This window comes from Candidatus Zixiibacteriota bacterium (assembly GCA_040752815.1).
In the GTDB taxonomy this organism is placed as follows: domain Bacteria; phylum Zixibacteria; class MSB-5A5; order GN15; family FEB-12; genus JAGGTI01.
In genome coordinates, this window is sequence record JBFMGC010000003.1 from 22,837 (window position 1) to 47,529 (window position 24,693).

General features: G+C 58.0%; 18 protein-coding genes. 10 read left to right on the forward strand and 8 right to left on the reverse strand.

Annotated features, from left to right (window positions below):
- Positions 1 to 10 precede the first annotated feature (10 nt).
- The 6 genes from AB1772_01460 to AB1772_01485 all read left to right on the forward strand — a co-directional run bounded on the left by AB1772_01460 (position 11) and on the right by AB1772_01485 (position 7,216).
- Complete coding sequence (locus tag AB1772_01460) at positions 11 to 1,348, forward strand: sialidase family protein (GenBank protein MEW5795004.1); 1,338 nt, start codon at positions 11 to 13, stop codon at positions 1,346 to 1,348.
- A gap of 70 nt (positions 1,349 to 1,418) precedes the next feature.
- On the forward strand, positions 1,419 to 2,621 hold the full coding sequence (locus AB1772_01465) for a glycosyltransferase family 4 protein (protein MEW5795005.1): 1,203 nt from the start codon (positions 1,419 to 1,421) through the stop codon (positions 2,619 to 2,621).
- Positions 2,622 to 2,790: 169 nt separating this feature from the next.
- Positions 2,791 to 3,900 (forward strand): glycosyltransferase family 4 protein, encoded by a 1,110-nt coding sequence (locus AB1772_01470; protein MEW5795006.1) that lies wholly within the window; start codon positions 2,791 to 2,793, stop codon positions 3,898 to 3,900.
- A complete protein-coding gene (locus tag AB1772_01475; GenBank protein ID MEW5795007.1) occupies positions 3,884 to 4,906 on the forward strand; it encodes a polysaccharide deacetylase family protein in 1,023 nt (340 codons plus the stop codon). Before AB1772_01470 ends, AB1772_01475 begins: the two co-directional genes overlap by 17 nt.
- Positions 4,906 to 6,099, forward strand: a complete 1,194-nt coding sequence (locus AB1772_01480; GenBank protein MEW5795008.1) for a GNAT family N-acetyltransferase — start codon at positions 4,906 to 4,908, stop codon at positions 6,097 to 6,099. Before AB1772_01475 ends, AB1772_01480 begins: the two co-directional genes overlap by 1 nt.
- On the forward strand, positions 6,086 to 7,216 hold the full coding sequence (locus tag AB1772_01485; GenBank protein MEW5795009.1) for a glycosyltransferase: 1,131 nt from the start codon (positions 6,086 to 6,088) through the stop codon (positions 7,214 to 7,216). The genes AB1772_01480 and AB1772_01485 overlap by 14 nt, the downstream gene beginning before the upstream one ends.
- Before the next feature lie 37 nt (positions 7,217 to 7,253).
- Here AB1772_01485 and AB1772_01490 read toward each other — a convergent pair whose 3' ends face one another.
- The 4 genes from AB1772_01490 to AB1772_01505 all read right to left on the reverse strand — a co-directional run bounded on the left by AB1772_01490 (position 7,254) and on the right by AB1772_01505 (position 12,195).
- Positions 7,254 to 8,297, reverse strand: coding sequence for a glycosyltransferase family A protein (locus tag AB1772_01490; GenBank protein MEW5795010.1), 1,044 nt, complete (start codon positions 8,295 to 8,297; stop codon positions 7,254 to 7,256).
- Between the two features lie 11 nt (positions 8,298 to 8,308).
- Positions 8,309 to 9,451 (reverse strand): GNAT family N-acetyltransferase, encoded by a 1,143-nt coding sequence (locus AB1772_01495; protein MEW5795011.1) that lies wholly within the window; start codon positions 9,449 to 9,451, stop codon positions 8,309 to 8,311.
- Positions 9,452 to 9,694: 243 nt separating this feature from the next.
- The gene (locus tag AB1772_01500) at positions 9,695 to 10,696 is read right to left on the reverse strand and encodes an acyl carrier protein (protein ID MEW5795012.1); all 1,002 of its coding nucleotides are present in this window, start codon (positions 10,694 to 10,696) and stop codon (positions 9,695 to 9,697) included.
- Positions 10,693 to 12,195 carry a class I adenylate-forming enzyme family protein gene (locus AB1772_01505; protein MEW5795013.1) on the reverse strand — a complete coding sequence of 501 codons (1,503 nt, stop codon included), beginning with the start codon at positions 12,193 to 12,195 and terminating at the stop codon, positions 10,693 to 10,695. Before AB1772_01505 ends, AB1772_01500 begins: the two co-directional genes overlap by 4 nt.
- 624 nt (positions 12,196 to 12,819) lie before the next feature.
- Between AB1772_01505 and AB1772_01510 the strand changes: the two genes are divergently transcribed.
- Positions 12,820 to 15,882: a hypothetical protein gene (locus AB1772_01510; protein MEW5795014.1), complete on the forward strand. Its 3,063-nt coding sequence runs from the start codon at positions 12,820 to 12,822 to the stop codon at positions 15,880 to 15,882.
- Between the two features lie 270 nt (positions 15,883 to 16,152).
- Positions 16,153 to 18,045 (forward strand): T9SS type A sorting domain-containing protein, encoded by a 1,893-nt coding sequence (locus AB1772_01515; protein MEW5795015.1) that lies wholly within the window; start codon positions 16,153 to 16,155, stop codon positions 18,043 to 18,045.
- Positions 18,046 to 18,084: 39 nt separating this feature from the next.
- Here the strand turns inward: AB1772_01515 and AB1772_01520 are convergent, their stop codons facing one another.
- From AB1772_01520 to AB1772_01535, 4 genes are all read right to left on the reverse strand, one after another.
- Positions 18,085 to 19,467: a hypothetical protein gene (locus AB1772_01520; GenBank protein ID MEW5795016.1), complete on the reverse strand. Its 1,383-nt coding sequence runs from the start codon at positions 19,465 to 19,467 to the stop codon at positions 18,085 to 18,087.
- Positions 19,468 to 19,572: 105 nt separating this feature from the next.
- Complete coding sequence (locus AB1772_01525; protein ID MEW5795017.1) at positions 19,573 to 19,731, reverse strand: DUF5989 family protein; 159 nt, start codon at positions 19,729 to 19,731, stop codon at positions 19,573 to 19,575.
- A gap of 12 nt (positions 19,732 to 19,743) precedes the next feature.
- Complete coding sequence (locus tag AB1772_01530; protein ID MEW5795018.1) at positions 19,744 to 20,169, reverse strand: SxtJ family membrane protein; 426 nt, start codon at positions 20,167 to 20,169, stop codon at positions 19,744 to 19,746.
- On the reverse strand, positions 20,156 to 21,970 hold the full coding sequence (locus AB1772_01535; protein MEW5795019.1) for a carbamoyltransferase: 1,815 nt from the start codon (positions 21,968 to 21,970) through the stop codon (positions 20,156 to 20,158). The genes AB1772_01530 and AB1772_01535 overlap by 14 nt, the downstream gene beginning before the upstream one ends.
- 337 nt (positions 21,971 to 22,307) lie before the next feature.
- Here AB1772_01535 and AB1772_01540 point away from each other — a divergent pair, with 337 nt between their 5' ends.
- Both AB1772_01540 and AB1772_01545 read left to right on the forward strand, forming a co-directional pair.
- Positions 22,308 to 23,291, forward strand: coding sequence for a GDP-mannose 4,6-dehydratase (locus AB1772_01540; protein ID MEW5795020.1), 984 nt, complete (start codon positions 22,308 to 22,310; stop codon positions 23,289 to 23,291).
- Positions 23,288 to 24,598, forward strand: coding sequence for a UDP-glucose/GDP-mannose dehydrogenase family protein (locus AB1772_01545; GenBank protein MEW5795021.1), 1,311 nt, complete (start codon positions 23,288 to 23,290; stop codon positions 24,596 to 24,598). Before AB1772_01540 ends, AB1772_01545 begins: the two co-directional genes overlap by 4 nt.
- The last annotated feature ends 95 nt before the right edge of the window (positions 24,599 to 24,693 follow it).

The following is a 24,693-nucleotide window of genomic DNA, read 5'->3' on the forward strand; positions in this document are numbered from 1 at the left end:
CGACACACGCATGGGACCAGCCTCCTGCAGCAGCCGCAAGGCGTTAACTTCTTCGGTGGCCGTACTGCTTTTGCTTGCGGCAGTCCTGATACTTGGAACTTTCCCGTCGCTACGAGCCGAGTCTGTAACCACACCGGTCTTGATTGGGTCGTCGGCCAACGACGGTCCTACGCTGGGCATCCCCCGCTGGAAGGCGTATGTATCCGAATTGAATCCTCAGCAGATCTGGGCCGCCTTCGCCAGCAGCGGGAGCAGCTCAGGCAGCCTGGTATATTCCACCAACGGCGGTCAAACCTGGAGCAGCAACACCATCCAGATCGACAACAGCGGCTGGCTGGATATGCATCTCTCGGCCTTCGGCCGAGCGGGAGCGCTATATTTCACGTTCCCCGGATCGCTCGGCCAGGGAACCTGTTTCCGCAAGTTTAATCCCCCTGCTCAGTCGGACGATGACCGAGAACCGTTGGTCACGCTGCCGGGCACCAGCTCTGGCAACCGCTCCAACGTGATGGTTCAAAATAGCGGCCGCATATGGATTTTCACGAGACTTGGCGACGCCCCGTCGGAAAACGTGCGCTATCATTACTCCGACAACGGAGTCAACTGGACCTCCGGTGTGGCTTATGCGACCGGCGCTCCGGACGTGCGTATCGGCTCAATGCCGTATGTTGGCGGCAACCCGGCGCTGGTCGTGCTCCATCTCAACGACAACCGGGGATACGAATACTACCTATGGAACGGCACAGCGTTTGAGGCTAAAGCGGATCGCTCTATATTCGCCCAGAACATGGGCGGCGTTCGCGCTTTCACGCACAACGTGGTCAAAGACACGACCATGCACCTTGTGTTCGGTCTCGGCACCACCATGCATCACTTATGGAAAAACTACAGCAACGGAACGGGGAGCTGGAACTATCGGACGCTCGAGAGCTCTCCGTACACGGAAGATGTCGAGTGGTTTCCGATCTCGACTGTGCGCGGCGATGATCTCTATCTGTTCTACTGCAAGAAGTCAACGGCCAGCAGCGCGTCGTCGATGATCTATTATATGAAGTGGTCACAGACGAACAGGACCTGGTCCAGCCCGACACTTGTCTCAACGTTGGCAGCTAACGCCTCTAGTCTGGACCCCAACACCTGTTTTAGTGAGCCGACGAGCGCTGATTATATCCCGGTCTACTGGCGGAGCGGCTCCAATCCATACGATCTCTATTTCGCCAAAGTCCTTGTGGACGGGGTGCCACAGCCGGATATCATCCCGCCCGGGCCGGTGTTTGATCTCGAGGGCATCCAGGGTTCGACCCCGACCGGGGCTGTGCCCGACCACGCTTATGCCGAGCAGAGATGAGCCTCAGTGAACTCCACCTCGTTATCGTCGCGGAGAGATAGCCGTCCACCTTGCCGGTACTGACAGCCGCATGAAGATTCTGATTATCGACGAGGAGTTTCCCTGGCCTCTGGATTCCGGCAAGCGGATTCGCACTTTCAATCTGGTAAGCCGACTTGCCTCACACCATGAGATCCGCTTTGTGGCCTACGGTGATGAGAGCAGCGGGGGATTCAACCATCTGGTGAGTTGCGGCATCACTCCGATCGCGGTCCCGGCGCGGGTTCCGCGCAAATCCGGGCCGATGTTCTATCTGCGGCTGCTCAAAAACGTTTTCTCGCCCTGGCCGTATATCGTTTCCAGTCATTATTCGCGCCTTTTTGCCCGCACGCTCGAGGCCGAAATGGTACGGCAGCGCCCCGATATCGTAACCTGCGAATGGAGTCCGTACGCCCGCTACTTTCGGGAATTGCCCGCAGTCAAAAGACTGGTAGTGACTCAGAACATCGAGCACCTCATCTGGCAGAGGTACTTTGCCAACGAGTCCAATCCGGTCAAAAGGTGGTATATCGGTCATCAGATGAGAAAGGTGGAGCGCTTCGAGCGAGAGGTGTTCGCCTGGGCCGATGGCGCCGTGGCGGTGTCGGAGGCTGAAGCTGAAACAATCCGGCAGTTCGCTCCCGGTTTGCCGGTGACCGTGGTCGAAAACGGGGTGAACCTGGACTATTTCGCTCCCCAACCCTTACCGGACGACTCATCCCGCCTGGTCTTTGTCGGCTCGATGGACTGGCGTCCCAACCAGGACGCGGTGCGCTATTTCATAAACGACATCCTGCCCGCCGTCGAGCGCATCGGCACGCGCTGTGAAATTGATCTGATCGGGCGCCATCCGCCTCGCGATCTCATGGCGCTGAAAAACCGTCCCGGTGTGAACCTGATCGGCCACGTTGACGACGTTCGTCCTTTTGTGGCCAACGCGGCGGTTTTTGTGGTGCCTCTCAGGATAGGCGGCGGCACCCGCATCAAGATTCTCGAGGCTCTCGCCATGAAGAAAGCGGTAGTGTCAACCTCGGTCGGCGCCGAGGGCCTCAAGGTCACCGATGGAGAGAATATCCTGCTGGCCGATACCCCGGTGTTATTCGCCGAGAAGATCAAACGGCTGCTGGACGATCGCGCGCTCAACCGTCGGCTGGGCGAAAATGGCCGCCGACTGGTCGAGGAACACTACGGCTGGGATCGACTCGCCGCCAAACTGAATGATGCGATAACGGACATTTGCAGGGCGAGAGGCTAACCTGTCCGGAGCTCCAAGGCCTGGGGCGGAGCACCGCAGGTCCGAGCAGTCAAACCTTGCGGCTGGATTCGGTGTTTGACTACTATTGACAACCGAAACAGCGGGGTAGAATAGCGATTCGACGTGGATTCGCCGCCGCTGAAGTATGGCCCCAAACTAGATTAGCCGAATGACCACACCGATAGTGCTGCATATAAGAGGCTCCGACTTCTACGGAAGCCCTGAGCGACTGATCATCGGACAGATGCAATACATGTCCTCGGTGCGCTCGATTGCAGCGTCGTTTGTCAAACCGGGACACGCCAATCCGTTCCTCGAACGTTTGGGCAGTTTTGGGATGGAACGTATCGCGGTTGAAGATCGGCATAAGTTCGATTGGCAGATACCCGGTCGCTTGAGAGCGATATGCGCCACCCACCAAGTCGATTTAATCGTAACTCATGAATACAAGTCGGCGTTTTACGGCTTTCTGGCGCGACGCAAGCTGGCTGTCCCGCAGATCTGCTACTTTCACGGCTGGACCAGCGAGGACGCCCGGGTGCGACTTTACAACGCCCTAGATCGATTTGTGCATCGCCGCGCCGTCCGGGTTGTCACCGTTTCTAAAGCGAGCGCCCAGCGCCTGGTTGAGTCCGGTGTGCCGCCGGACAAGATAGACGTTGTCTATAACGCTATCGATATCGATCCCAATGCCGACCCGCCCGAGCGGCAGCCCAACGCGGCGCCGGTGATTGGCGTGGTCGGTCGGCTCAGCTTTGAGAAGGGCGTTCATGATTTCATCCGGGCACTGGCTGTTGTACGGGGACGTTCGCATCGATTTGCCGCGCGTATTATCGGGTCGGGGCCGGAGGAAACCCGCCTGAAACAAATGACCGCTCAACTCGGTTTGACAGACGTTGTCAGCTTCGAGGGGTTCCGCTCGGACCTGGACCAGGTTTATCCCCGGCTTGATTTCCTGGTGATGCCGTCGCTATCGGAGGGCCACCCGGTGGTGATCCTCGAGGGCTGGAAGCATGGACTGGGGATTATTGCCACGCGCGCGGGTGGCATTCCCGAAGTCGTGGAACACGAGAAGACCGGGCTCCTGGCGGATGTTGGACGGCCGGAACAGTTGGCCGAGCTGATCAGGCGCGGGATCGGCGATACTGGCCTGATGAACCGCCTGGGCCGGGCCGGGTTCGACCGGCTGAAAACCGACTACAGCTATCGCGGTCAGGCCGCGCGGTTGGAGGCAATCTATCTCGCGGTGATTCGTGAGTACCGTGAAAAGACTAATTAAGAACATCCTGATCTCAGTGGCGGCCGCACTCGGCATGGCCGCGCTGGGACGTTGGCTGAACCGGAGGCGGTTGGCTATTCTCATGTATCACGGCTTGATCGATGATGACCGCCCGTCTGAATGGACGCAGCTCGCAGTAAATGAATTCGAGGAACAGATTCGCCACCTCGCCCGACACTACACGCCGGTAACGCTTGAACAAGCCGTGGACTATGTTTCAGGAAACTGCGATCCCGGCAGAAACCCTGTTGTAGTCACGTTCGACGACGGCTACCGCAGCAACTATGAACTGGGGCTTCCGATATTGCAGAAATACAATGTGCCGGCCACGGTCTTCATAACTACCTCACTGCTTGGTGATTCCGTCCAGCCGCCCCGCACGCTTTGGTTCGACAGGGTGTACGGTGTCGCCTCGTCACTGCCAGCGGGTGAGATTGATCTGACCTCGCTCGGCCTGGCTCGCTATCGTGTTTCCGGAGCAGAGGATCGTATCGCTATGGTGGAGGTGATATGCGAGCATCTCAAGGGGTTCGCCTCCGACGAACGCAGCCGAACGATTGATAAACTCTCGGCAATGTTTCCCGCGACAGGACCCACAGGCCGGCGATATGTCGGCGCTGATTGGGATCACGTTAGGCAACACCAAGCTTCCATCACACCGGCGGCGCATACGGTGAATCATGAAATTCTGTCACGCCTGCCGGAGGATCAGGCACGCCAGGAGATACTTCAATCGAAGCAAGCAATCGAGCACGAAACCGACTCACAGGTCACATTTTTCGCATACCCGAACGGTCGCCGTGAGGATTTCACGGACGAAACCAAACGTCTGGTGGCCGAGGCCGGCTTTCGAGCGGCGCTCACCACCATAGAGGGATTGAATGAAGTCGGCGATGACCTTTTCGAATTGAAGCGGCTCGGTATTGGTTCCAATGCCACGCCGAAATGGTTCCATCTCAAAGTAGCCGGTGTATTAGACTTCTGGTCCAACAAGGGCGCCAAGTAGTGATTATCGATCTGATTGAGAATATCGACGGTTTTCGCCGCCTTGAGCCGGAGTGGAACGGTGTCCTCGAGCGCAACCGGCATGATAATCCCTTCATGACCTTCGAGTGGCTGCTTTCGTATCTGGAGGTGTACGGCCACTCGGTCAATCTCTTCGTGGTTGTAGTACGGGAAGGCTCCCGAATTCTCGCCTTGGCGCCATTGATGATAAATGAGAAGCAACACTTGGTTTTCATCGGCTATCCGCACAACGACTATGCCGACATCATCGTAAGTGGCGAGCACCCGTCTGCGCTCGACGCTGTCTGCTCGGTACTTATCACCCACCGGCATCGCTGGAAGAAGATTATTCTCGATCAGATGCACGAAGATCGTTCACACTGGAAGGAACTCCGTGCCCGGCTGGAGAAACAAGAACGGCCCTTCCGCATACTGCTATCCGATAGTTGTCCCGCCATGGTGCTCGACGATATCGCGGCGGCGCGCAAGAAGTACTACAAGAGAAACATCACTACCTACGTGAACTGGTACGAGGCACAGGGCCGGTTTGCCTTCAACATTTACAACACGAAAGACGAAGCGCTGGCGAGGCTCGAGGATCTGTTTGCGCAGCATATCGAGCGCCGCGACCAGACTCCGTTCCCCAGCCAGTTCACGAGCGACTCGGTGCGCGCCCTCTACCGGAGGTTCATCGATCGGATGTATTCGCGAAACTGGGTGTTGCTCTCCAGCCTCACCCTGGACGATAAATTCCTGGCGTTGTACCTGGCTTTTCGGTACCGGGATACCCTGTACCTGTACACGACCAGTTTCAATGGCGCCTACTGGTCCCGGTCACCCGGTCAGGTAATCCTGCGCTACTTGTTCGATTATTGCGTGGAGCACGGCATCCGTCAGATGGACTTTGCGCGCGGCGGCGAGGGATACAAAGATCGCTTCTCGAACGTGGTTCGCCAGAATCGGAAGTTCATCGTATACAACACCCGCTTGGCGCTCGCGGTGGCAAAGGCTTTTCACGCGTTTCGTTACTCGCGGCTGGTGGATCGGCTGTACCGTAACCGGCGTGTCCAGGGGGCCTTGAACGCGTATCTTTACGCGGCAAGAAAAGACGGCCGGATGGGGGGAATTTACCGCGGCCTCGTGACTCTGATCACTCTCAGCGAATCCAAAGGCGGTGGCCGTGCCCAGGATTAAGATACTCTACATCATCGACTATCTCAGCGCCGGCGGCGGCACCGAGCGCCAGATGCGCCAGCTGGTGTTGCACCTGGACCGCGAGCAATTTGACCCCACTCTCGTTACACTGCGGCCGATCAAGTGGCTCAACATGCCCGAGCACGTAAACCCCAACTGCGAGCATATCTGCCTTGATGTCCCCCGCCTGGCCGGCCCGAAAGCCGCCCTGGCCCTGTTTCGGCTGGCCCGTTTCCTTCGCCGCCACCGGTTCGATATCGTTCATACGTTCTTTCAGGATGCCAACTTGATGGGCGTGCTGGCCGGAACGCTCGCCGGCACCCGCAGCATCATTGTCAGCCGACGAGACATCGGCCACTGGTACACGCCGGGGAAGTTGTTTGTCTTACGCCAGTTCAATCGCATGGCCGATTATTTTCTGGTCAACTCCGACGCGGTTAAACGCTCGGTCGCCGGACATGAAAGATTCCGCCCGGAACGAATCAAAGTCGTGCGCAACGGCTACTTTGACCTTCCGGACGATAGCCCGTCGCCGCTTAGCAAGACTGAACTCGGTGTCCCGGCCGACTCCCCTCTTGTGGGCGTGGTCGCCAACCTCGGCGTGGTTAAACGGATCGACAACTTCATTCGCGTTGCCGGACGTGTCGCCGACAAGAAATGCCATTTCGTGGTGATCGGCGCGAGCGACAATGTCGAGCCGTTCTATGACCTGGCCCGCCAGTGCGGCCTTGAGGGGCGCTTCCACATCCTCCACACCCTCGAGAATATCTTCAATCATGTGAAGCTGTTCGATGTCGGCGTGCTTACCTCGGACGCCGAAGGTCTTTCCAACACGCTGATCGAGTACCAGTTGTGCGGCAAACCGGCGCTGGCTTTCGATGTCGGCGGCAACCGCGAGGCTCTCCGCGACGGGCGCACCGGTTACTTAATCCCTCCGGGCGATCTCGACGGTATGGTAAAGGGTTTGGACGCACTGCTGACTGACCACGGCCTCAGAAAATCGATGGGGGCTAACGCCGCCGCCTGGGCCAGGCAGGAATTCGCCGGCCAGAGGCTCATTGAGCAGACATCCGCGTTCTATCGCCACTCCCTGACCGGGAAAGACATAACGGACTGATCACTTGCACGAGTCGTTGCGGCCCGAGCAAACAGGGTCAAAACGGCTCGTGTTTGCCGAGTACTCTCCACAGGACCGCACGGAGCCCCCGTCTGATCTGCAGCAACCGGCGCGCCAGCCAACCGGGGAGACGAGCCAGCAGTCTCACATACGCCGGCGCATCGCTCACATCCTCCAGTGCCTCGCGAGCTTCCGCGCAGCGGCCCAGCGAGATCAGGCTGCGCGCCTTGAGCAGATACTGATTGCTGACCACCCGATCGTACTCCGCCTCGTGCTGCGCCAGATAGCCCGGGTCCAGTCCCCAGAGTCGTTCCAGAATCTTGAGCCGTGTGATCGCCATGACCAGGCTGTCAGCATCGGTCAGTCTCGGTCCCGAGTGAGCATGCTGCCAGGCTGTTTCTATGTCCAGATAGGCCGCCTTCCCTTTTTTCGCCAATCGCCCAAAGCAGAGCCAGTCCTCGTACATGGGAAGGTCTTCCCCGAATTCAAGGGCGTCGCCCGCCTCTACCCGCCGCACGATCGTCGTGCTGGTCACGACATAGATCGCCTGCGCCAGCGACACGTATAGGTCGCCGGAATGCACTTTGAAATCCTCGATACCAGCCAGGAGCGGTGCGATTTGGGAATAGGCCACGCCCGGACCCAGGATCTCATCCCAGGATCGCGGATCGTTGTGCCAGTACCTCAGAAAATTCCGAATAATACTGCCCCGTTTCGTGGTGATGGCTATATCCGAGAAAGCGAAGAGAATGTCCGGACGTGCCCCCATCAGTTGCCGCTGCAATGCCAGCTTGCCGGGCATCCACTCGTCGTCGGAATCCAGAAACGCCACCAGATCGCTTCTGGCCTCGGCGATGCCCCGGTTCCGCGCCCTGCCGGCGCCGCCGTTGCTGATCTTGACGTACCTGATGCGGTCTCGATACCTCTCAAGCACCGCCCTTGTGTTGTCGACAGAGTCGTCGTCGACGACAATGATTTCGTCGCCCGACTGCACCTGGCCGAACACTGAGTTCAGCGCGCGCTCAATGAGGTGGGCGCGATTATAGGTAGGGATGATGACCGAGACTGTGAGCTGCTCCAAACGACTATCCTCTATGCTCCGGGTCGGACACGTTGCACCAGTTTGTTGATCCAGGATACGCCCTTGAGGCGTTTACGGGCCCGGTATGCCATAAGCGAGGCCTGCCCCCGAAACGTGTTGGAGAACAGTATCGCTTCGACTGAGGTCGAGTTCTCGTTGCTCCAGCGATGCTTGTAACCGCCGTCGCCCGGAAACAGATGAAACCTCCGAAGGTCCCGGCGGTGCTCCATAAGATAGCGGATGATATCGAGAAGGAGCAGGTTCGACGGGGTCAGTTCGTGGTAATCCTCGTGGTAGCCGATCTTGAACCAGTGGAAAACGTCCCCCTCGGTGTAGCCGAAGGCTCCCGCGATTGCGTACCCGTCCAACTCCAGGAAGAACAGATGCAGGCAGCCCTGATCGGCCAGGAGCCGGACAAGACCCCGGTAGTATCTCTGGTAGTTTTCGGGGAGTCGGGCTATTGACGACTCCGCTCGCCCTTTCCAGCCGGAGTCTTCGAGATGCAGCAGCTCTCCAAAATTGCTGACCGCAGCATCCCGTTCGAAGTGCAGGAAAGCTCCCGCCCCGACATCCTCCAGACGCTTTCTCAGTCTCTTGAGATTACTGCGGAGTTTTGCCGAGATGGTTCGATGGTAGAATTCGTCGAACCCTACCCCGAGGTCAATCGTGAAGTCGGGTAATTCGGTGCGTCCGAAGGCAAATCCGGATCGGGACAGCGCCGCTTCGGACAGAAGCGCTCCCTCCGGATTGAACGAAAAGTACGGTCCGAGGCGGATTATGTCGAAGGACGATCGCATTTCCCTGAGGGTGGGATACAGGTTAGCAGCGAACAGATCCTCACGGTCCTGTCTGATCAGCGGAGAGCAGTGCAGGCAATGCAGATTGGTGATGCTCGATAGTGCTCTCCGCCCTGCTGCCTTCGTGGACACCAACGGCAGAAAACCAACCGTCTCACCCTGGTCTTCTATACGAATGATGCGAATCGCTTCCTCGGATGCGAAGCAATGATACCAGAGGCAGAGATACTCGAAGCTGAGAAACGGAGAGCGAACCGCAGATTCCTTGTAGATCGCCTCCCACTCGTCGCGAATTGCCTGCAAGGCCTCCGGGACTGGCACGCTGATCGGTTCGGGACTGAAGCTGTTATTGGTCATTGATCTGTGCTTGAGACCTCAAAGTGAAGTCGACACTGGCACCGCCTCTTAGCTAATTCGGGACGATCACGGGTGAGCTTTACCACCTGGTCATGTTCGATTCAACATACAGTTCGCCAAGTGATCGCTCCATGGCAAAAGACAGCAAACCTGCCGCCGCAACCCACACGTTCAAGGCAAAGGGCACCTTCCCGAGTAACCAGGTAAACCGACAGCGAACCGACATCCGGACGGTGAATTGCCCTACAGGGTCAGCACCCCGTCGGCAAAAGTCTTGTCCTGTATATAGCAAACAGAATGCGGGCGGAGCAACCATCTCGTGGTCACAATTTCGCCCAGCATTCTGTACCCCACAAGTTGTATCGCAGCGGCTAACATCCGCTCGTTCTTTTCATGCACAATCGAATAATGAAACGCCCGTCCCGATTCCGCCGCCTTTTGCAGCGAAAAGGCCACCGTAGCCAGGCCGATCCCCCGGCCGTGATAATCCGGACGCTCGTTGAGATCGAGACCATAGCAGGAGTTTTCGCGGAGCTTGATTTGAAGCCCGGTATCAGGCTCAAAGTCGCCGACTTCAGTTACCCAGCATAGCCCTACAATGTTGCCGTCCAACCAGGCCGCATATCCGGTGTACCCTTTTCTGAGTCGTTCCACAAACAGTTGCTGTTTCTCTTGCTCCTCAGCTCGCCTCCAGAGTCCGTTAGTCGCCTGAAGATCATCGGGTGAAACTGCTCGAAAAGTGGTGCCGTCCGGTACTCTGATTTGGGGAACAGGCTGGCGGACCAGATCGAATGCGAGAATATAGTAGTGGTCTCTTTTGTAGATGGCCTCGGCCAGCCTCGCGAACGACTTCCTGGCTCCCCATGTCATCCCCCGAAATACTCCCCGGCCTCGAACCGTCTCGATCAACTTGTCCCATGGCGACCCCGACAGGGCTGGTGCCTCGGCCGCGACCGGCCGGGCGATTTTGGCGCCTGCTGAGAGCTCCCTTTCGCCGATAGACTTCGCTATCAATTCCACCAGATCTTTGAAACTCATCTGCCCGCGTTCGACCCAGATCGACTCGGGTATCTCAATCTCGAATCGGTTCTCGAGAGCGGTGATAAAGGTCGTCAGGGCCAGTGAGTCCAGTCCCAGTCCGAATTCGCCCAGTGGATCCTCGCTGTTTATTTCGCGATCACTGCCGCTGAACGCCACCCGACGGAGGATACCGGCCACCTCCTGTTCCAACTGTGCCTGGATCATATGGTCACATCCTCCGGGCGGAGTCGCACCTTGCCGGTGGCGCCGCGCGGAAGCTCGGAACGAATGTCCACACGCCGCGGGATTTTGTAATCGGCCAGGCGGCCGCGGCACCAGGCGAGAATGTCATTCTCTCCGGCTTCGGATTTCAGTGTGACTGCGGCATAGACTATCTCCTCGCCGCTCTGGTCACGCGCACCGATCACCGCCGCCTCGCGCACGACAGGACAGCTCTCCAACACCCGGACAACTTCGTCCGGCGATACCTTCATCCCGCCGACATTGATCAGGCGGTCGAGTCGTCCCGTGACATAGAGAAATCCGTCGGAATCAAGATAGCCGACGTCACCAGTCCAATACTCGCCGTTTTTGAGACCGCTGCCGCCGCCGGGCTGACCCATCGCATACCCCAGCGCGACCGCCGCGCCTGAGATCACCACCTCCCCCGCCGAACCGGCTGCTGTCGCGTGGCCGTCGGGATCCACTATGCGAATTCTAACGTTGGGCATGGCCTGTCCGACAGAGTCCTTGCGGTTAAGAACTTCCGACGGAACATGAGTTGTTGCAGCGCCGCTTTCCGATGAGCCGTAGTGCTGACAGATAACCGCTCCGAATTTCTGGTGGAAGGCGTTAATCGTCTCTGGGCTGAGCGGGGCCGTGCAGGAAAGCAGATAGCGAATGTGGGACAGATTGGGGATTTCGCCCATGCGGGTTTCCAGAAAGAACCGGTACATACTCGGAACACCGAGAAAGACCGAGATCTCCGGACGGGCCAGTTCGCCCATGGTCTTTCGCGGAATAAAAGTGTCTCTCAGTTCGAGTCTTGCGCCTGAGTGGAGCGATGCCAGCACCCCAAGATCGAACCCGTAGGAGTGAAACGCGGGCACCGCGGAGAGAATGCAGTCGTCCGGAGTCAGAGCGAGACCCTCCCCAACGTTTCGGGTCTCCGCTAACAGGTTACTGGCCGACAGCACAATTCCCTTTGGCTCGCCAGTCGAACCGGATGTAAACTTGATCAATGATGGAGCCTGCTCCTTCGATTCAATCGGCTTGCGCCACCAGTGTGCGCCCTTTTCGCCGACGCGATCTTCCCTCTCGATCAGTACCAGCGGTTCGCGGGTGGCCCCGGAGAAGACCTGCTTTCGTTTGACCGGCGCTACACTGGCAACGAGTGAGTCAGACAGCAAATTGCCGGTCAGAAAGAAGTCCGGTCGGGTGCCGGCGGTAATGGCTTGAAGTTCTGTCGCATGGTACTTGGTCGACACCAGTAACACCACACAGCGCAATCGGCACAAGGCGAGATAGGCGACCACGAAATCTATCGTGTTGGGCAGACAGAGGCCGACGGCGTCGCCGGCTCGCACCCTGGAGCCCGAAAGCTGACCGGCCAGGTTCTCAGCGGCGGAAAAGATCTCGGAAAAAGTCGCGCGGCTGTCCGGCGTGGCGACTGCCACACGGTTGCCGAACGCATTGGCCCGCCCGTGGAACTCGTTCCACAGCACTGAAGATTGGCCATTAGGTATCATATCGCACATGGGTTGTCACAGTTTGCTGTAACGCCGAAAAATGCATATATATCTTGTAATCGATCGGACCGCTATCCGAAATGCAGTCTGGGAAGAAAGTACGCTTTGCCATAATACGCTCCAAACCATGAGGTTTCGCAATAGTGCCTGCCGATACGACAGTCCCCTGGCAGGGGCAAGAGCGGACCGGGTTCAGCTTTCATCACAGAATCCGGTCAAGTTACGCTGCTCTCCTGTGTATGGAAGGCGTACAACTGGAGAAACTTGAACAGGCGGTTCGACTCTTCGGTAGGTCTTCGGCCTCGTAACCATTGGTCTTACAGGAAGTTAACCTCCGGAACCGACAGGCACGCCGTTTGTAGAATGGTCGTATAAATTCTGGCGGCGCAGACTGGCCACTGCCGCCGTAAAACGGACAGAGTCAAAGGTTCTCGCTAGGCATCCGATACCTCACTGAGGAACCTGCTATCACGGGAACGTGGCCGGAGCGTACTCTTCACAACGTCGAAATCGCCCGGCCTGCAGGAACATTAAGCTCATAGCGTAGTTGCTTGTTGAATGGCGTAGTGCCGGACATTACCATACCCATTTGGAGGTTGAATGCAGGGTCTTTTTCTTGAAATAAATCGCCGTTGGCTGCTGAAAACAGTTCTGTCGGCGGTTGGAGCGGCTGTACTTCTTGCCTCCGGCACTGACGCGCAGGTGCGGACGATTTCGTCGCTTCCGTACACTGTCACCACCTCTGATAACGGCTACACGCTCGAACTCGCCTCCAGCAGGATGACCGCGACCGGACGCGCGATTACGTTCGATGCCGGCGTGCACGATGTAACGCTGCGGTTGGACGGCGACACGATAGTCTGGGGCACGGCCGGAACACAGGGCACTACAGCCATCGCGGTAAGCGGATTGACTGCTTCGTACAATATCACTATTCACGGAGGTACCATCCTGCACTCGCCGCCCCCGGCGATGGAGGCACCCGACGCCGGGCTGAACGCGACCGCCATGAGTATCGGCAACCGCCATCATGACATCCGGGTGCGCAGCACGAAGTTCACGATCCGCGGTCATGACAGCCAGTTTATCATCAACGCCGGCGGTGCGTACAACGTTGAAATCGATAGCTGCGTTTTCGAGAGCTTTCGCCAGTCGTTTACCTACCGCGATCAATGGGTGATGTCGGCCCTGAACGTGTTTGTCGGTACGGTACCGCTGAACACTTCGGGCCTCAATTACACGATCAAATGGACGAACAACCAGGTCCTCAGCGCGAACTGGTGTAACCTCTATGTCGAGGGACCGACCCTTAAGGCGCTTATCTACGGCAATGCGTTCTTTACCGACGGTCTGAACACCTACACAGTCGGCACCTTCTCCACCGCCGCGCAGAACTACTGCCTGTCGATGCGTTTCGGTACCAGCGCGGGCGGCGTAGATCGCTCCATTGTGAACTGCTACAATAACACCTTTCGGGCGGGCACGAACTACGCCGGCGGGCGCGGTATCTTCATATCGAGCATCGACGGCTACAGCCTGCATCCCGACAGCAGCATCTACATTCACGACAACGATTTTGAGTTGCACCAGGGCTGGGACGAAGAGGAACGCACGCTCAACGGCATCATAGTGAGACAGGGCTGGAGCAACATCCACATCCGCAATAATCGAATCACGGTTATCGGCAATGCCAACAACCCGAGCAGTTCTTATGACGCCGGTCCGATTGCCTGCCTGCGTCTCACCGGCAGCCCCATGGGCGACGGCCTTAAAATCGTGGGGAATACTCTCACCAGTTATTTCATCGGCGGTGTGAATCCGAACTATGGCACCTCGGGGCCTTTCGGGGCGGGGGTTATTTTCGATGCCTACGAGATGAACATGCCCAACGTGACTATCGACTCAAATACGTTTAACACCGATAACGTGGCCATCCGCTGGGGCTTCTACAATGGAAACGCCGGCGCCAGTGTCTTTCGCAATAACACCTATAATTACCTTTCGGGCGACAACGGCTATGTCTTCCAGCTCTATGGCTCGGGCGGCGGGAGCGAGGCAAGCTATGGGAATATCGACCGCGACGGCATCTTCACCGGGGGCGCCAGCGCCACCGACATATTCGTCAACGAGGGTGAGCCTGACCCGATGGACATCGGTATCGAAGCGACCCTCCGCGTCACGGTTATGGGCAATAACTCTCAGCCGGTCGAGGGCGCCCAAGTCACGATTAGAAACGCGTACGGCACTCAGGTCGGCAATCTGACAACTCCAAGCAACGGAATCGTTAACCAGCCGGTTCGTTATTGGTACCAGGCCAACGCATCGCGCGGGCCTGACTCCACGGGTTACAACCTGTTTTCGATTAAGGCTAAGAGACTGAGCGATTCAACCACGATTTCTTACTCAGTCGGCGCGAACACCAAGAGCGCAGTAATCACCCTGGCGAACACTCCCGGCGGCGGAGCGTCGGCTGACACGATTCCGCCGGGCCGGATTAACGACCTCGGTGCGGTGTGCGATTCGCTTGGCCAGGGTGCAATCCTGACTTGGACCGCGGTCGGCGACGACGGCTCGGTTGGCCAGGCGACGCGCTACGACCTGCGCTACTCGCTAAGCCCGATCAGTGAAGGAAACTTTGGATCGGCTGGCGTTGTGTCCAACCCGCCCGTGCCGAAACCATCGGGACAGACTGAGTCTTTCCTGGTAACCACGCTGCAGGACAATACGCCGTACTACTTTGCTATCAAAGCCTACGACGACGAGGATCTCGGCTCGGATCTCGACGAAGCCACCGAGTATTCCCCGATCAATATCCGCGCTCCCACCGCTGACACAATCGTGGTCGATCAGCCCAACCGGCTCGTGACCCTGTATGCCACGCCGGTTCGAGGTTGCCAGGAAACGTACCTTGAGTTTCAGGTCGACTCAGTCGACACCTTCCCCTCGCCATTTACAGTAGTCGATTCGGTCTATAACACGTCAGCCGACGTGGTCATAAGCGGCCTTGCGGATAATACCGTCTATTACTGGCGTTGCCGGGCGATTTCGACCGACGGCTCCCTGGCCGGCTCGTTTACGCCCACTCAGACTATGCTGCCGTTCATCACCTTTGCATCCGGCTGCGATGACATAGAGATGGTCTATCCGGTCGACGGCCAGAGTGTCACCGACTCAAGACCGGCTCTCCAGATACAAAATGTTAGCGCCGACCCGAATGTATACTTCTTTGAGCTTAGCAACGACGCGGCATTCCAAAATGTAACCGCCTCGGGCGTGGTCTACCAGCAGGCGGGAGCGACGACGTCCTGGACCGTGCCGTTGGATCTGTCGCCCGCCGCCGCATATTACTGGCGGGTGCGGTTTAATAACTGCGAAAACTGGTTTTCAACTTCGTTTGCGATCGCATCGGCCGGGACCTTTGCATTTCCCAACCCGTTTCGACCGGGCGACGGTCAGTTACTCACGTTTTCGAGCCTTGCCGCCAAATCCAATCTGGTCATTATGACCGTGTCCGGTGAACTGGTGCGGTACTGGCAGGATGTCGGCGGCGGGAAAATTACCTGGGACGGCACCAACTTATCAGGACACCTGGTGGCCTCCGGAGTTTATGTCTGGTCGGTTGAACCGGGCGATCTCGGCGGCAAGATTATCGTTCAGAGATAATAAGGCGCGTCATTTTTACACCGCGCTACGTACCATCAGACGCGACAAAGCAGGAGGTATCATCACCGGGAATTTGAGCTTGAGAAGAGCGGTTTCAATAGTCGCCGGTTAGCGGCGCAGGAGTACCAAAAGGCGAGACAGACACGGGACTCCCGTTAATCCCGTCCTCTGCTACTGTCGATTAATAAAGGGATAGCCGTGAGAGGCGGCGAAGGCAGTCAAAGACGCCGGTCTCGGTGGCCATCGGGGAAAACGTGGATGAGCGAGCATATGAACAGCGAAACCTCTAACATCACCACCCAAAACACGTCTGGAGAAACGGCAGATCAACCAAGGGCGCCGTTGAGAACCCCGTTCGGCAAGGCGGGTCTTATTGCGATCCTGTCCCTTTTGGTTGCCGGGGCCGTCCTCGCCCAGGCGCCCTCTACTCCCGTGCTGGTGGCCAGCTCCGGTGTCAGCGGACCGACTCTCGGCATACCCCGCTGGAAGGGGTACATGTCGCCGACCGATCCGGACAAATTCTGGCTCAGTTTCGCTAACACCGGCGCCGGCTCCAATAATATGGCGTTTACCACCGATGCCGGCACTACCTGGTCAAGCAACACCATTACCATCGACGCTTACATGGATTTTCACCTGTCGCTATTCGGTCGCAACGATGACCTGTACTTCACCTTCCCCGGAGTCGGGTTTCGCCGCTTTGCTTCACCTGCGGAGTCAATCAGCGATGCCGGCCCGCTGGTGACATTGAGCGGCACCAGCAGCGCCCATCGCTCCAACGTGATGGTACAGCCCAACGGCCGCATCTGGGTCTTCACCCGTCAGGGCGGCACCCCGTCGGAAAACGTGCGCTACCAGTATTCCGACAACGGCGGAGCGAACTGGACGTCCAGCGTGGCCTTTTCGACGAGCGCGCCTGACATCAGAATCGGGTCGATGCCTTATGTTAATGGCAACCCGGCCCTGGTGGTGCTGCATCTCAACGATGCCCGCGGCTACGAGTACTATCTCTGGAACGGTTCCAGCTTCCAGGAGCGCCCCGACCATTCGGTCTATGCCGCTTACGTGGGTTATGACAGGTCGTTCACGCATAACCAGATAAGCGATACCGTGTTTCATCTGATCTTCGGCGATGGTTCCGGCCTGCGCCATGTTTGGAAGAACTATGCCAGCGGTTCCGGCGCCTGGAATACGTCGATTATCATGAACGAAGCGAACAACGGCAGTATCGACTGGCTGCCCATTTCCACCGTACACGGCAGCGACCTGTATGTCTTCTATTGCCGCAAGGGTTCCGCCGACGCCGCCTCCATGCGCGTCTATTATCGCCGCTGGTCACAGGTCACGCGCACCTGGGGAGCAGAGTATCAGGTATCGACTCAGAGCACGTCGCGCGACCCGAACACAGCTTTCCATGTGCCGGCATCGGCTGATTATATCCCGGTCTTTTACTCCGCAGGCAGCGGGCCTTACAGCATCTACTTCTCCAAGATTGCAGTTACCGGCCAGGTTACCGATACGATTCCACCCGGCCCGATTCTCGACCTCGGCGCGACCTCCGGCCCCGGCAGCGGCCAGGTGACACTTGGCTGGAGCGCTCCCGGTGACGACGGTGGGTCGGGGACCTCGGACAGCTACGATATCCGCTATGCGTTCGCGCCGCTGAGTGAATCAAACTGGGCGTCGGCGATTCCGGTGGGCAACGCGCCCGATCCGGCCTCATCGGGCCAGCCGGAGTCGTTCGCCGTGTCGAATCTGCCTTTGGGTACAGTATACTTTGGAATCAAGTCCTGGGATGAAGCCGGGAACCCGTCGGCGATGTCAAACCTCGCGCTGGTTCTCGTGACCGGAGTAAACAACCCCGATGACAACGCTGTTCTCCCCCAGCGAACCAGCCTGACCGGTATCTGGCCGAATCCGTTCAACTCGCAGGCGCGGATCGAATACGAGGTGGCCGAATTAGGTCGGGTCGAGATTACCGTGTATAATGTCCTCGGGCAGGAGGTGGCGCGGCTTCTGAACGCTCTTAGGTCGAACGGACTGTACCAGTTATGGTGGGACGGCACCGACAGTCGGGGAAGTCCGGTGGCTTCCGGCATCTACTTTTGCCGACTGGCCGCCGAAAATACGTCCGATATCCGTAAGCTCGTATACCTCAAGTAAAAAACCCGACCATTGCGCGCCGCATGGGCGCGCATCCCCTCAATCGCTTCCGCCGGAATTATAACTCACGGGCCTGACAAGATCCCTTGGGGACTGCAGCCATTCGCCCACGATCTTTGCCGCCGCGGCGTGACCGTGATTGTTCCAGTGCGTGTCGTCCCGCCACCAGAGCAGCTCGCGCGACTGAGTGTAGAGAGTCTGCGCTTCCTCGAGTAGCTGCGGCTGAAGGTCGATAAAGTCGAAGCCGTTTTCGCGAGACAATTCTTCGAAAATCAGAGATGCCGGCGAACGGAGTCGTTCGTTGGTCCAAGGCTCGATCTGGTCGAGCGCCCAGCCGTAGATCGCGTACGCCGTGGGGAGGTGAGCCACCACCACCGTGAGACCTGCATCGCTTGCCACGCGGGCCATTTCGGCGAAGACCAGGCGCAGGCTGGGCAGGTTCGGGTGGCGGTGGAGATCATCCAGAGTGCGAAGTTCGTGCCTCAGGTATTGCGAGTAGAATAGGAAACTGCGGCCGTCGGGGAGAGTCGACACGATTGCCGTGTCTCTGGGAATCTGCGAGTTCAGTCCCATGAGGGCCCGATCGGTGATGATCTTAATCGGCGAGCGCCGGTAAAACGTGCGCGTCCGCACTGCCAGCCGCTGCCAGAAGCCGGCCGGAGCCGGATTCAAATTCGCAAAGCAGGGCTCGTCGATATCATTGCCGCCGAAGATCGCCCAGAGAACGACCGTATTCGGTCCAACTCTCAGGCGCGACAACTCCCGCTTCAAAGACAGCAGCTGATTCCACGGGCCGAAGCCGGGCATCGAGAGATTGTAGGTATTGAGACCGTAGCGCCTGTGAAAAACGACGCCCCATACATCTTCCTGCGTGGTCCCGGCGCCGGCGCCAAAAGAATCGCCGAGTATGATCAGGTCAAGCGGCCGGGTCGTGTCGATATCAGAAGCGTCATTCCTGAAACCGTACGAATCGGTACGGAAGTCTACATCGCGCATGTCCCGAAGGCTGTCCTGGGTAGTCATCGCCGAGAGATCTCCCCAGGTACGGCCGCTGTAATTGACGTTGAGGTCAAAAATGCTCAAAGCAGGTAATTCCGGCAGGCGATGTTTGTAAATGTCCTCCGGGCGATAATAGAGCTGGCTGCGAAGGAGCGGCCGGGCGAGCAGGTCAATTACGACTATCGAGATAACCCCGGCTACCAACGAAACCAGCAGTCCCGTGATCAGCGCGCGGGTGGCGAACAGGCAGAGCAGACCCACGAAGATCATGAACACGTCGAAACCAAGAATCATCAGGCTGGTGCCGGTCTCGAGCTGACCGTCGGAACTGGTCAGCCGCGCCGTCCACGGATTGAACAGTACGCCAATGACGATTGCGCCTATGCCGGGGAGCAACCGCCAGAGAGGAACTCGCTTCTTCAAGATAACCCCAAATGTATGAGTGTACCCGACCCCGCCCGCTCTTTGCGGCCGTCTGCAAAACGGGCAGGTGCACGCCGGATGGTTTTTATCATCGGCCGGCTTCGCTTAGAAAATAGCGTAGATGAACGGCGCCAGCACCGATGACTGCGCGAATACCATCAGAAGTCCAAACAGCAGCAGCACCACCACGAACGGTGTCAGCCACCACTTCTTCCTGGCCCTGAGAAATCCCCAAACGAGTTTGAAGCTTGAACCTGCCGCCATAGCGTTACCTTATCAGTAGGGCTTTGAATATCTTTCGATCGTGTTTTCGTAGGTCTGAGAGCTTACCCAGTAAGAGTCTCTGACGCCCGGGAACCGACGATCCATCGGATCCTTGCCGAACAGTCTCATGATCAGTCCCGCGGGGGTCATCACCAGAAAGAAAAACAAAGTCAGGATGACGAAAGTCATGACAAAGCTGAGATAGTAGGCGAACGTCATCCACACGATGTAGACCGGTTTGAGCACGATCGGAAGCGCCAGACCCAACAGCCCAAACAGTCCGGCGACACCCGCCCACCAGGGGGTACTGGCGTAACCTTTCCAGTAAAGGATGGCCGCGATTATGAGCAGCGGCACGGCCATAACCAGGCCGAAACGCCGCAGGGTCTTGGTATCCGCCTGGAGGAAGTCCCGTGGGATAAGCTTAGTCCAGTTCATACTGCTTACGCCAATCTACATCGTCGCCCAGCTTGGGCTGTTTTTCTTTTTCCAGGATCAGATTCTCGAGCACCAGCACGTCCATCTCTGTCCGCATAAAGCAGAGATAAGCATCCTGCGGGGTGCACACAATGGGCTCGCCACGGACATTGAAACTGGTGTTGATGACAATCCCGTATCCGGTGCGCTGCTTGAACGCGCCGATCATAGCATGATAATCAGGGTGATCGTCGGGGTGAACCGTCTGCACGCGCGCCGAGTAGTCGACATGCGTAATCGCCGGGATGTCGGAGCGCACCACGTTGAGCTTGTCGATCCCGAACAGCCTTTCCTCCTCCGGGGTCATGGCGCGGCGGCGTTCTTCGGTGACCGGCGCAACGAGCAGCATGTAAGGGCTTTCGCGGTCCAGCTCGAAGTACTTGTCGACATCTTCGGCCAGGCACGACGGCGCAAACGGCCGGAACGACTCCCGATACTTGATCTTGAGGTTCATCACAGACTGCATCTTGGGACTGCGGGCGTCGCCGATAATGCTCCTGCCGCCCAGCGCGCGAGGCCCGAACTCCATGCGCCCGTTAAACCAGCCCACGACCTTGTGATTTTCGATGTACTCGGCTACCCGGTGGGGGACTTCTGATTTGGGCAGCTTGGTGTACGGATAACCGGCGCTCTTGAGCCAGCTTTCGATTTCCTCTGTGGAGAACGCCGGGCCGAGATACGATCCCCGCTGGCGGTCGCGCAGACTGCCGTTGCGCTCATTGCCGAGCAACTGGTACCAGACAAAAAGCGCCGCGCCAAGCGCCCCGCCGGCATCGCCCGCGGCGGGCTGAATCCAGAGGTCATCGAAGACGTTTGCCCGAAGAATCTTCCCGTTGCCGACACAGTTGAGCGCCACGCCACCCGCCAGGCAGAGATTCTTCATGCCGGTTTGCTTTCTCACGTGGCGAGCCATGCGGAGCATCGCTTCCTCGGTGACATCCTGCACCGAGCGGGCCAGGTCCATGTCCATTTGCGATGGCATCGTCTCCGGCTGGCGCGGCTCCCGGCCAAAAAGCTCGTGAAAGGCGCGCGAGGTCATTGTCAGCCCCGCGCAGTAATTGAAATACTTCATGTTGAGGCGGAAGGAACCGTCGTCCTTTAGGTCAATCAGCTCCCGCATCATCACGTCTTTGTATTTCGGCTCGCCGTACGGCGCCAGGCCCATCAATTTGTACTCGCCTGAGTTGACCTTGAACCCGGTGTAGTAAGTCAGTGCGGAATAGAGCAGCCCCAGGCTGTGCGGAAAGTGAATCTCCTGGTGCAGCTTGATCGAGTTCCCTTCGCCGGTACCCCACGACGACGTCGCCCACTCGCCGACACCGTCCATGGTGATAAACGCCGCCTGGGCAAAAGGCGACGGGTAAAACGCCGACGCGGCGTGGGACTGGTGATGCTCCGGGAAGATCAGCTCCCCCTCGAAGCCAATCTCCTTGCGAATGTAATCACCCATCCAGAGCTTGTGTTTGAGCCACATCGGCATCGCCATGAGGAATGATTTCAACCCGAGCGGGGCGTAGGAGAGATAGGTCTCCAGAAGGCGTTCGAACTTGATGAACGGCTTGTCGTAGAAGGCGACATAATCGAGGTCCTGAGCCTTGATATTCCCTTCCTTGAGGCAATAGGCGATGGCGTTTTTCGGAAAGCCGAAATCATGCTTCTTGCGGGTGAAGCGCTCCTCCTGCGCGGCGGCTACTATTTTGCCGTCGACAATCAGCGCAGCCGCTGAATCATGATAGAAGGCCGAAATTCCAAGAATCCTCATCGGGCGATATTCCGCTGCTCAGGGTTCAAACAACGCAAAACCTGCCATAGGCTGCCACGATCAGGGCGGTCATGTCAACCGGGCAAGAAGTACGCTTGTGATCCAGGTATCGGTCTAATATACCCTTTACCGGAGACACAGTCAAATCGATAACTCCAAACCCCACCTGGTTGTTCCCGCCGTCGTTTTGACTCGCCTTTCAAGTCTGTCGCCTTAACCTGTTGTGACATCTGAAATTAGCCCCACCCATCGATGTTCGGCTCGGCGTCAATTCCGGATCTGCTTGAGAAAGTAGCGCTTGTCCTCAGCAAAGGGGCAAGGCAAATTGGTTCGCGACATGAAATCATCACGCAATAACCCGCTTGAATCAATCCTTGTCACTGGCGGAACCGGGTTTATCGGGTCGCATCTGGTGGATCGCCTGCTCGCCCGAGGAGCGCGGGTGACGGTCCTGGACAATTTCAACGACTTCTACGATCCTCGCATCAAGCGCGCCAATATCGCGAGCCACTTGGATTTCCAAGGCTACACGCTGGTCGAGGGAGATATCCGCGTTCCGGGAACTGTCAATCAAACGTTTGCGAAGGGCGGCTTCCACCTTGTTATTCACCTGGCCGCCATGGCCGGAGTGAGGCCGTCGGTCGAAAACCCGGCGCTGTATCACGAGGTAAACCTGATCGGAACTATGAACGTGCTCGAAGCGATACGCCAATACGGCGTGCCGAAACTGGTATTCGCGTCGTCCTCGTCCGTATACGGCAATAACACAAAAGTGCCGTTCGCAGAGTCAGACCCTGTCGATCACCCGATTTCGCCGTACGCCGCCACCAAGAAGGCCGGCGAGCTGATGGCGCACACGTATCATCATCTCTACGGCATCAATACCGCCTGCCTCCGCTTTTTCACTGTCTACGGGCCGAGGCAGCGCCCCGAAATGGCGATTTGCAAGTTCACCGACAGGATTACGCGCGGCCAGGAGATCGACGTTTATGCCGAGGGCCACTCCCGGCGCGACTATACTTATATTGATGACATCATCGACGGCGTTATGGCGGCGTGCGACGCTGACCTCGAATACGAGATAATCAACCTGGGGCGGTCGGATACCGTTGGGCTGCTCGATCTGATCACCAAACTGGAGAAGCTCCTCGGCAAGAAAGCAAAGACTCGTCTGATGCCGAGCCAGCCGGGCGATGTCGAGCAGACCTATGCGGATATCACCAAGGCCCGGCGTCTGTTGGGCTTCCAGCCGAGAGTCTCAATCGATACCGGCCTGGCCAGATTCGCGGAGTGGTATTTGAACAGGCGGGGATCAAAATGAACATATGCATGGTGGGCACCGGCTATGTCGGCCTGGTGGCGGGGACGTGCCTGGCCGATTTCGGCATGAATGTCACTTGTGTCGATATCGACCGGGACAAGATCGACCGCCTCAACCGGGGCGAGGTGCCGATATACGAAATCGGCCTGTCGGATTTGATCGGTCGCAATGTCAAACTGGAGCGCCTTCGTTTCTCCTCCGACCTGGCCGAGGCGGTCGACCGCTCGCTGGTGATCTTCCTGGCGGTGGGTACCCCCGAGGGCGACCACGGCCGCCCTGATATGCGCGCCATTTTCGAGGCCGCCCGCCAGATCGGCACCTGCATGACCGAGTACAAAGTAATCGCGATCAAATCGACCGTACCGGTAGGCACGGCCCGCAAGATCCGGCAGATCGTGAGGGAGGCTCAGAGCTCGCCGGTGGATTTCGATGTCGTCTCCAACCCGGAGTTCCTGCGCGAGGGGGCCGCGATCAACGATTTTCTCCGGCCTGACCGGATCATTCTCGGCAGCGATTCTGAAAGAGCCCTGGCGATTATGCGCGACCTGTACCGCCCGCTTTATCTACTCAAGAAGCCGATCGTGTCTACTTCGAATGAAACCGCCGAACTAATCAAGTACGCCGCCAACACCATGCTTGCGCTTCGCATTTCATACATGAATGAGATAGCCAATCTCTGTGATCGAGTGGGAGCTGACGTATACGACGTGTCGGTAGCGCTGGGCATGGACAAGCGGATCGGGCCCAAGTTCCTGCATCCCGGCCCAGGATTCGGCGGGTCATGCTTTCCTAAAGATGTCAAGGCGCTGGCGCATCTCGCGCAAGAGAACGATTACGATTTCAAGATTGTCGACGCCGTGATTGCCGTCAACGCACGCCAGCGGGATGTCATTCTCGATAAGGCCCGCAGCGCGCTCGGCGGTTTCAATGGACGCACGGTTACGGTCTGGGGTCTGTCTTTCAAGCCGGATACTGATGACATCCGCGAATCGCCCGCCCTCCACATTGCAGGCGTCCTGCTGAGCGAAGGCGCCCGGGTGAACGCGTATGATCCGGCGGCCATGGCCGAGGCGAAACGAGCCCTGCCGGACATCCGGTATGCCGACAACCCGTACTCGGCCTGCGAAGGGAGCGACCTGGTGATGATCGTGACGGAGTGGAACGAGTTTCGTGATCTTGATCTGGGACGGGTGAAAGAGCTGGTCCGCACGCCTAATCTCTTTGACACGCGCAACATCTACGACCCCGTGCACGTGCGCGCCCTGGGGTTTAACTATCTGTGCACGGGCCGCTCAACGGCGAAGTAGGTTGGCTGGTTGTCTGGGCTGGTGGCCCACCCTTTGGGTGGGTTTCTTTCCTCGCTTGAACATTCAGGTACATTGGCAGAAACCCACCTGTAAGG

Coding starts and splice junctions, on each gene's coding strand:
- AB1772_01515 (MEW5795015.1), top strand. CDS start 16,153: ATGAACAGCGAAACCTCTAACATCACCACCCAAAACACGTCTGGAGAA.
- AB1772_01510 (MEW5795014.1), top strand. CDS start 12,820: ATGCAGGGTCTTTTTCTTGAAATAAATCGCCGTTGGCTGCTGAAAACA.
- AB1772_01530 (MEW5795018.1), bottom strand. CDS start 20,169: ATGAACTGGACTAAGCTTATCCCACGGGACTTCCTCCAGGCGGATACC.
- AB1772_01495 (MEW5795011.1), bottom strand. CDS start 9,451: ATGACCAATAACAGCTTCAGTCCCGAACCGATCAGCGTGCCAGTCCCG.
- AB1772_01525 (MEW5795017.1), bottom strand. CDS start 19,731: ATGGCGGCAGGTTCAAGCTTCAAACTCGTTTGGGGATTTCTCAGGGCC.
- AB1772_01460 (MEW5795004.1), top strand. CDS start 11: ATGGGACCAGCCTCCTGCAGCAGCCGCAAGGCGTTAACTTCTTCGGTG.
- AB1772_01540 (MEW5795020.1), top strand. CDS start 22,308: ATGAAATCATCACGCAATAACCCGCTTGAATCAATCCTTGTCACTGGC.
- AB1772_01545 (MEW5795021.1), top strand. CDS start 23,288: ATGAACATATGCATGGTGGGCACCGGCTATGTCGGCCTGGTGGCGGGG.
- AB1772_01465 (MEW5795005.1), top strand. CDS start 1,419: ATGAAGATTCTGATTATCGACGAGGAGTTTCCCTGGCCTCTGGATTCC.
- AB1772_01470 (MEW5795006.1), top strand. CDS start 2,791: ATGACCACACCGATAGTGCTGCATATAAGAGGCTCCGACTTCTACGGA.
- AB1772_01500 (MEW5795012.1), bottom strand. CDS start 10,696: ATGATCCAGGCACAGTTGGAACAGGAGGTGGCCGGTATCCTCCGTCGG.
- AB1772_01535 (MEW5795019.1), bottom strand. CDS start 21,970: ATGAGGATTCTTGGAATTTCGGCCTTCTATCATGATTCAGCGGCTGCG.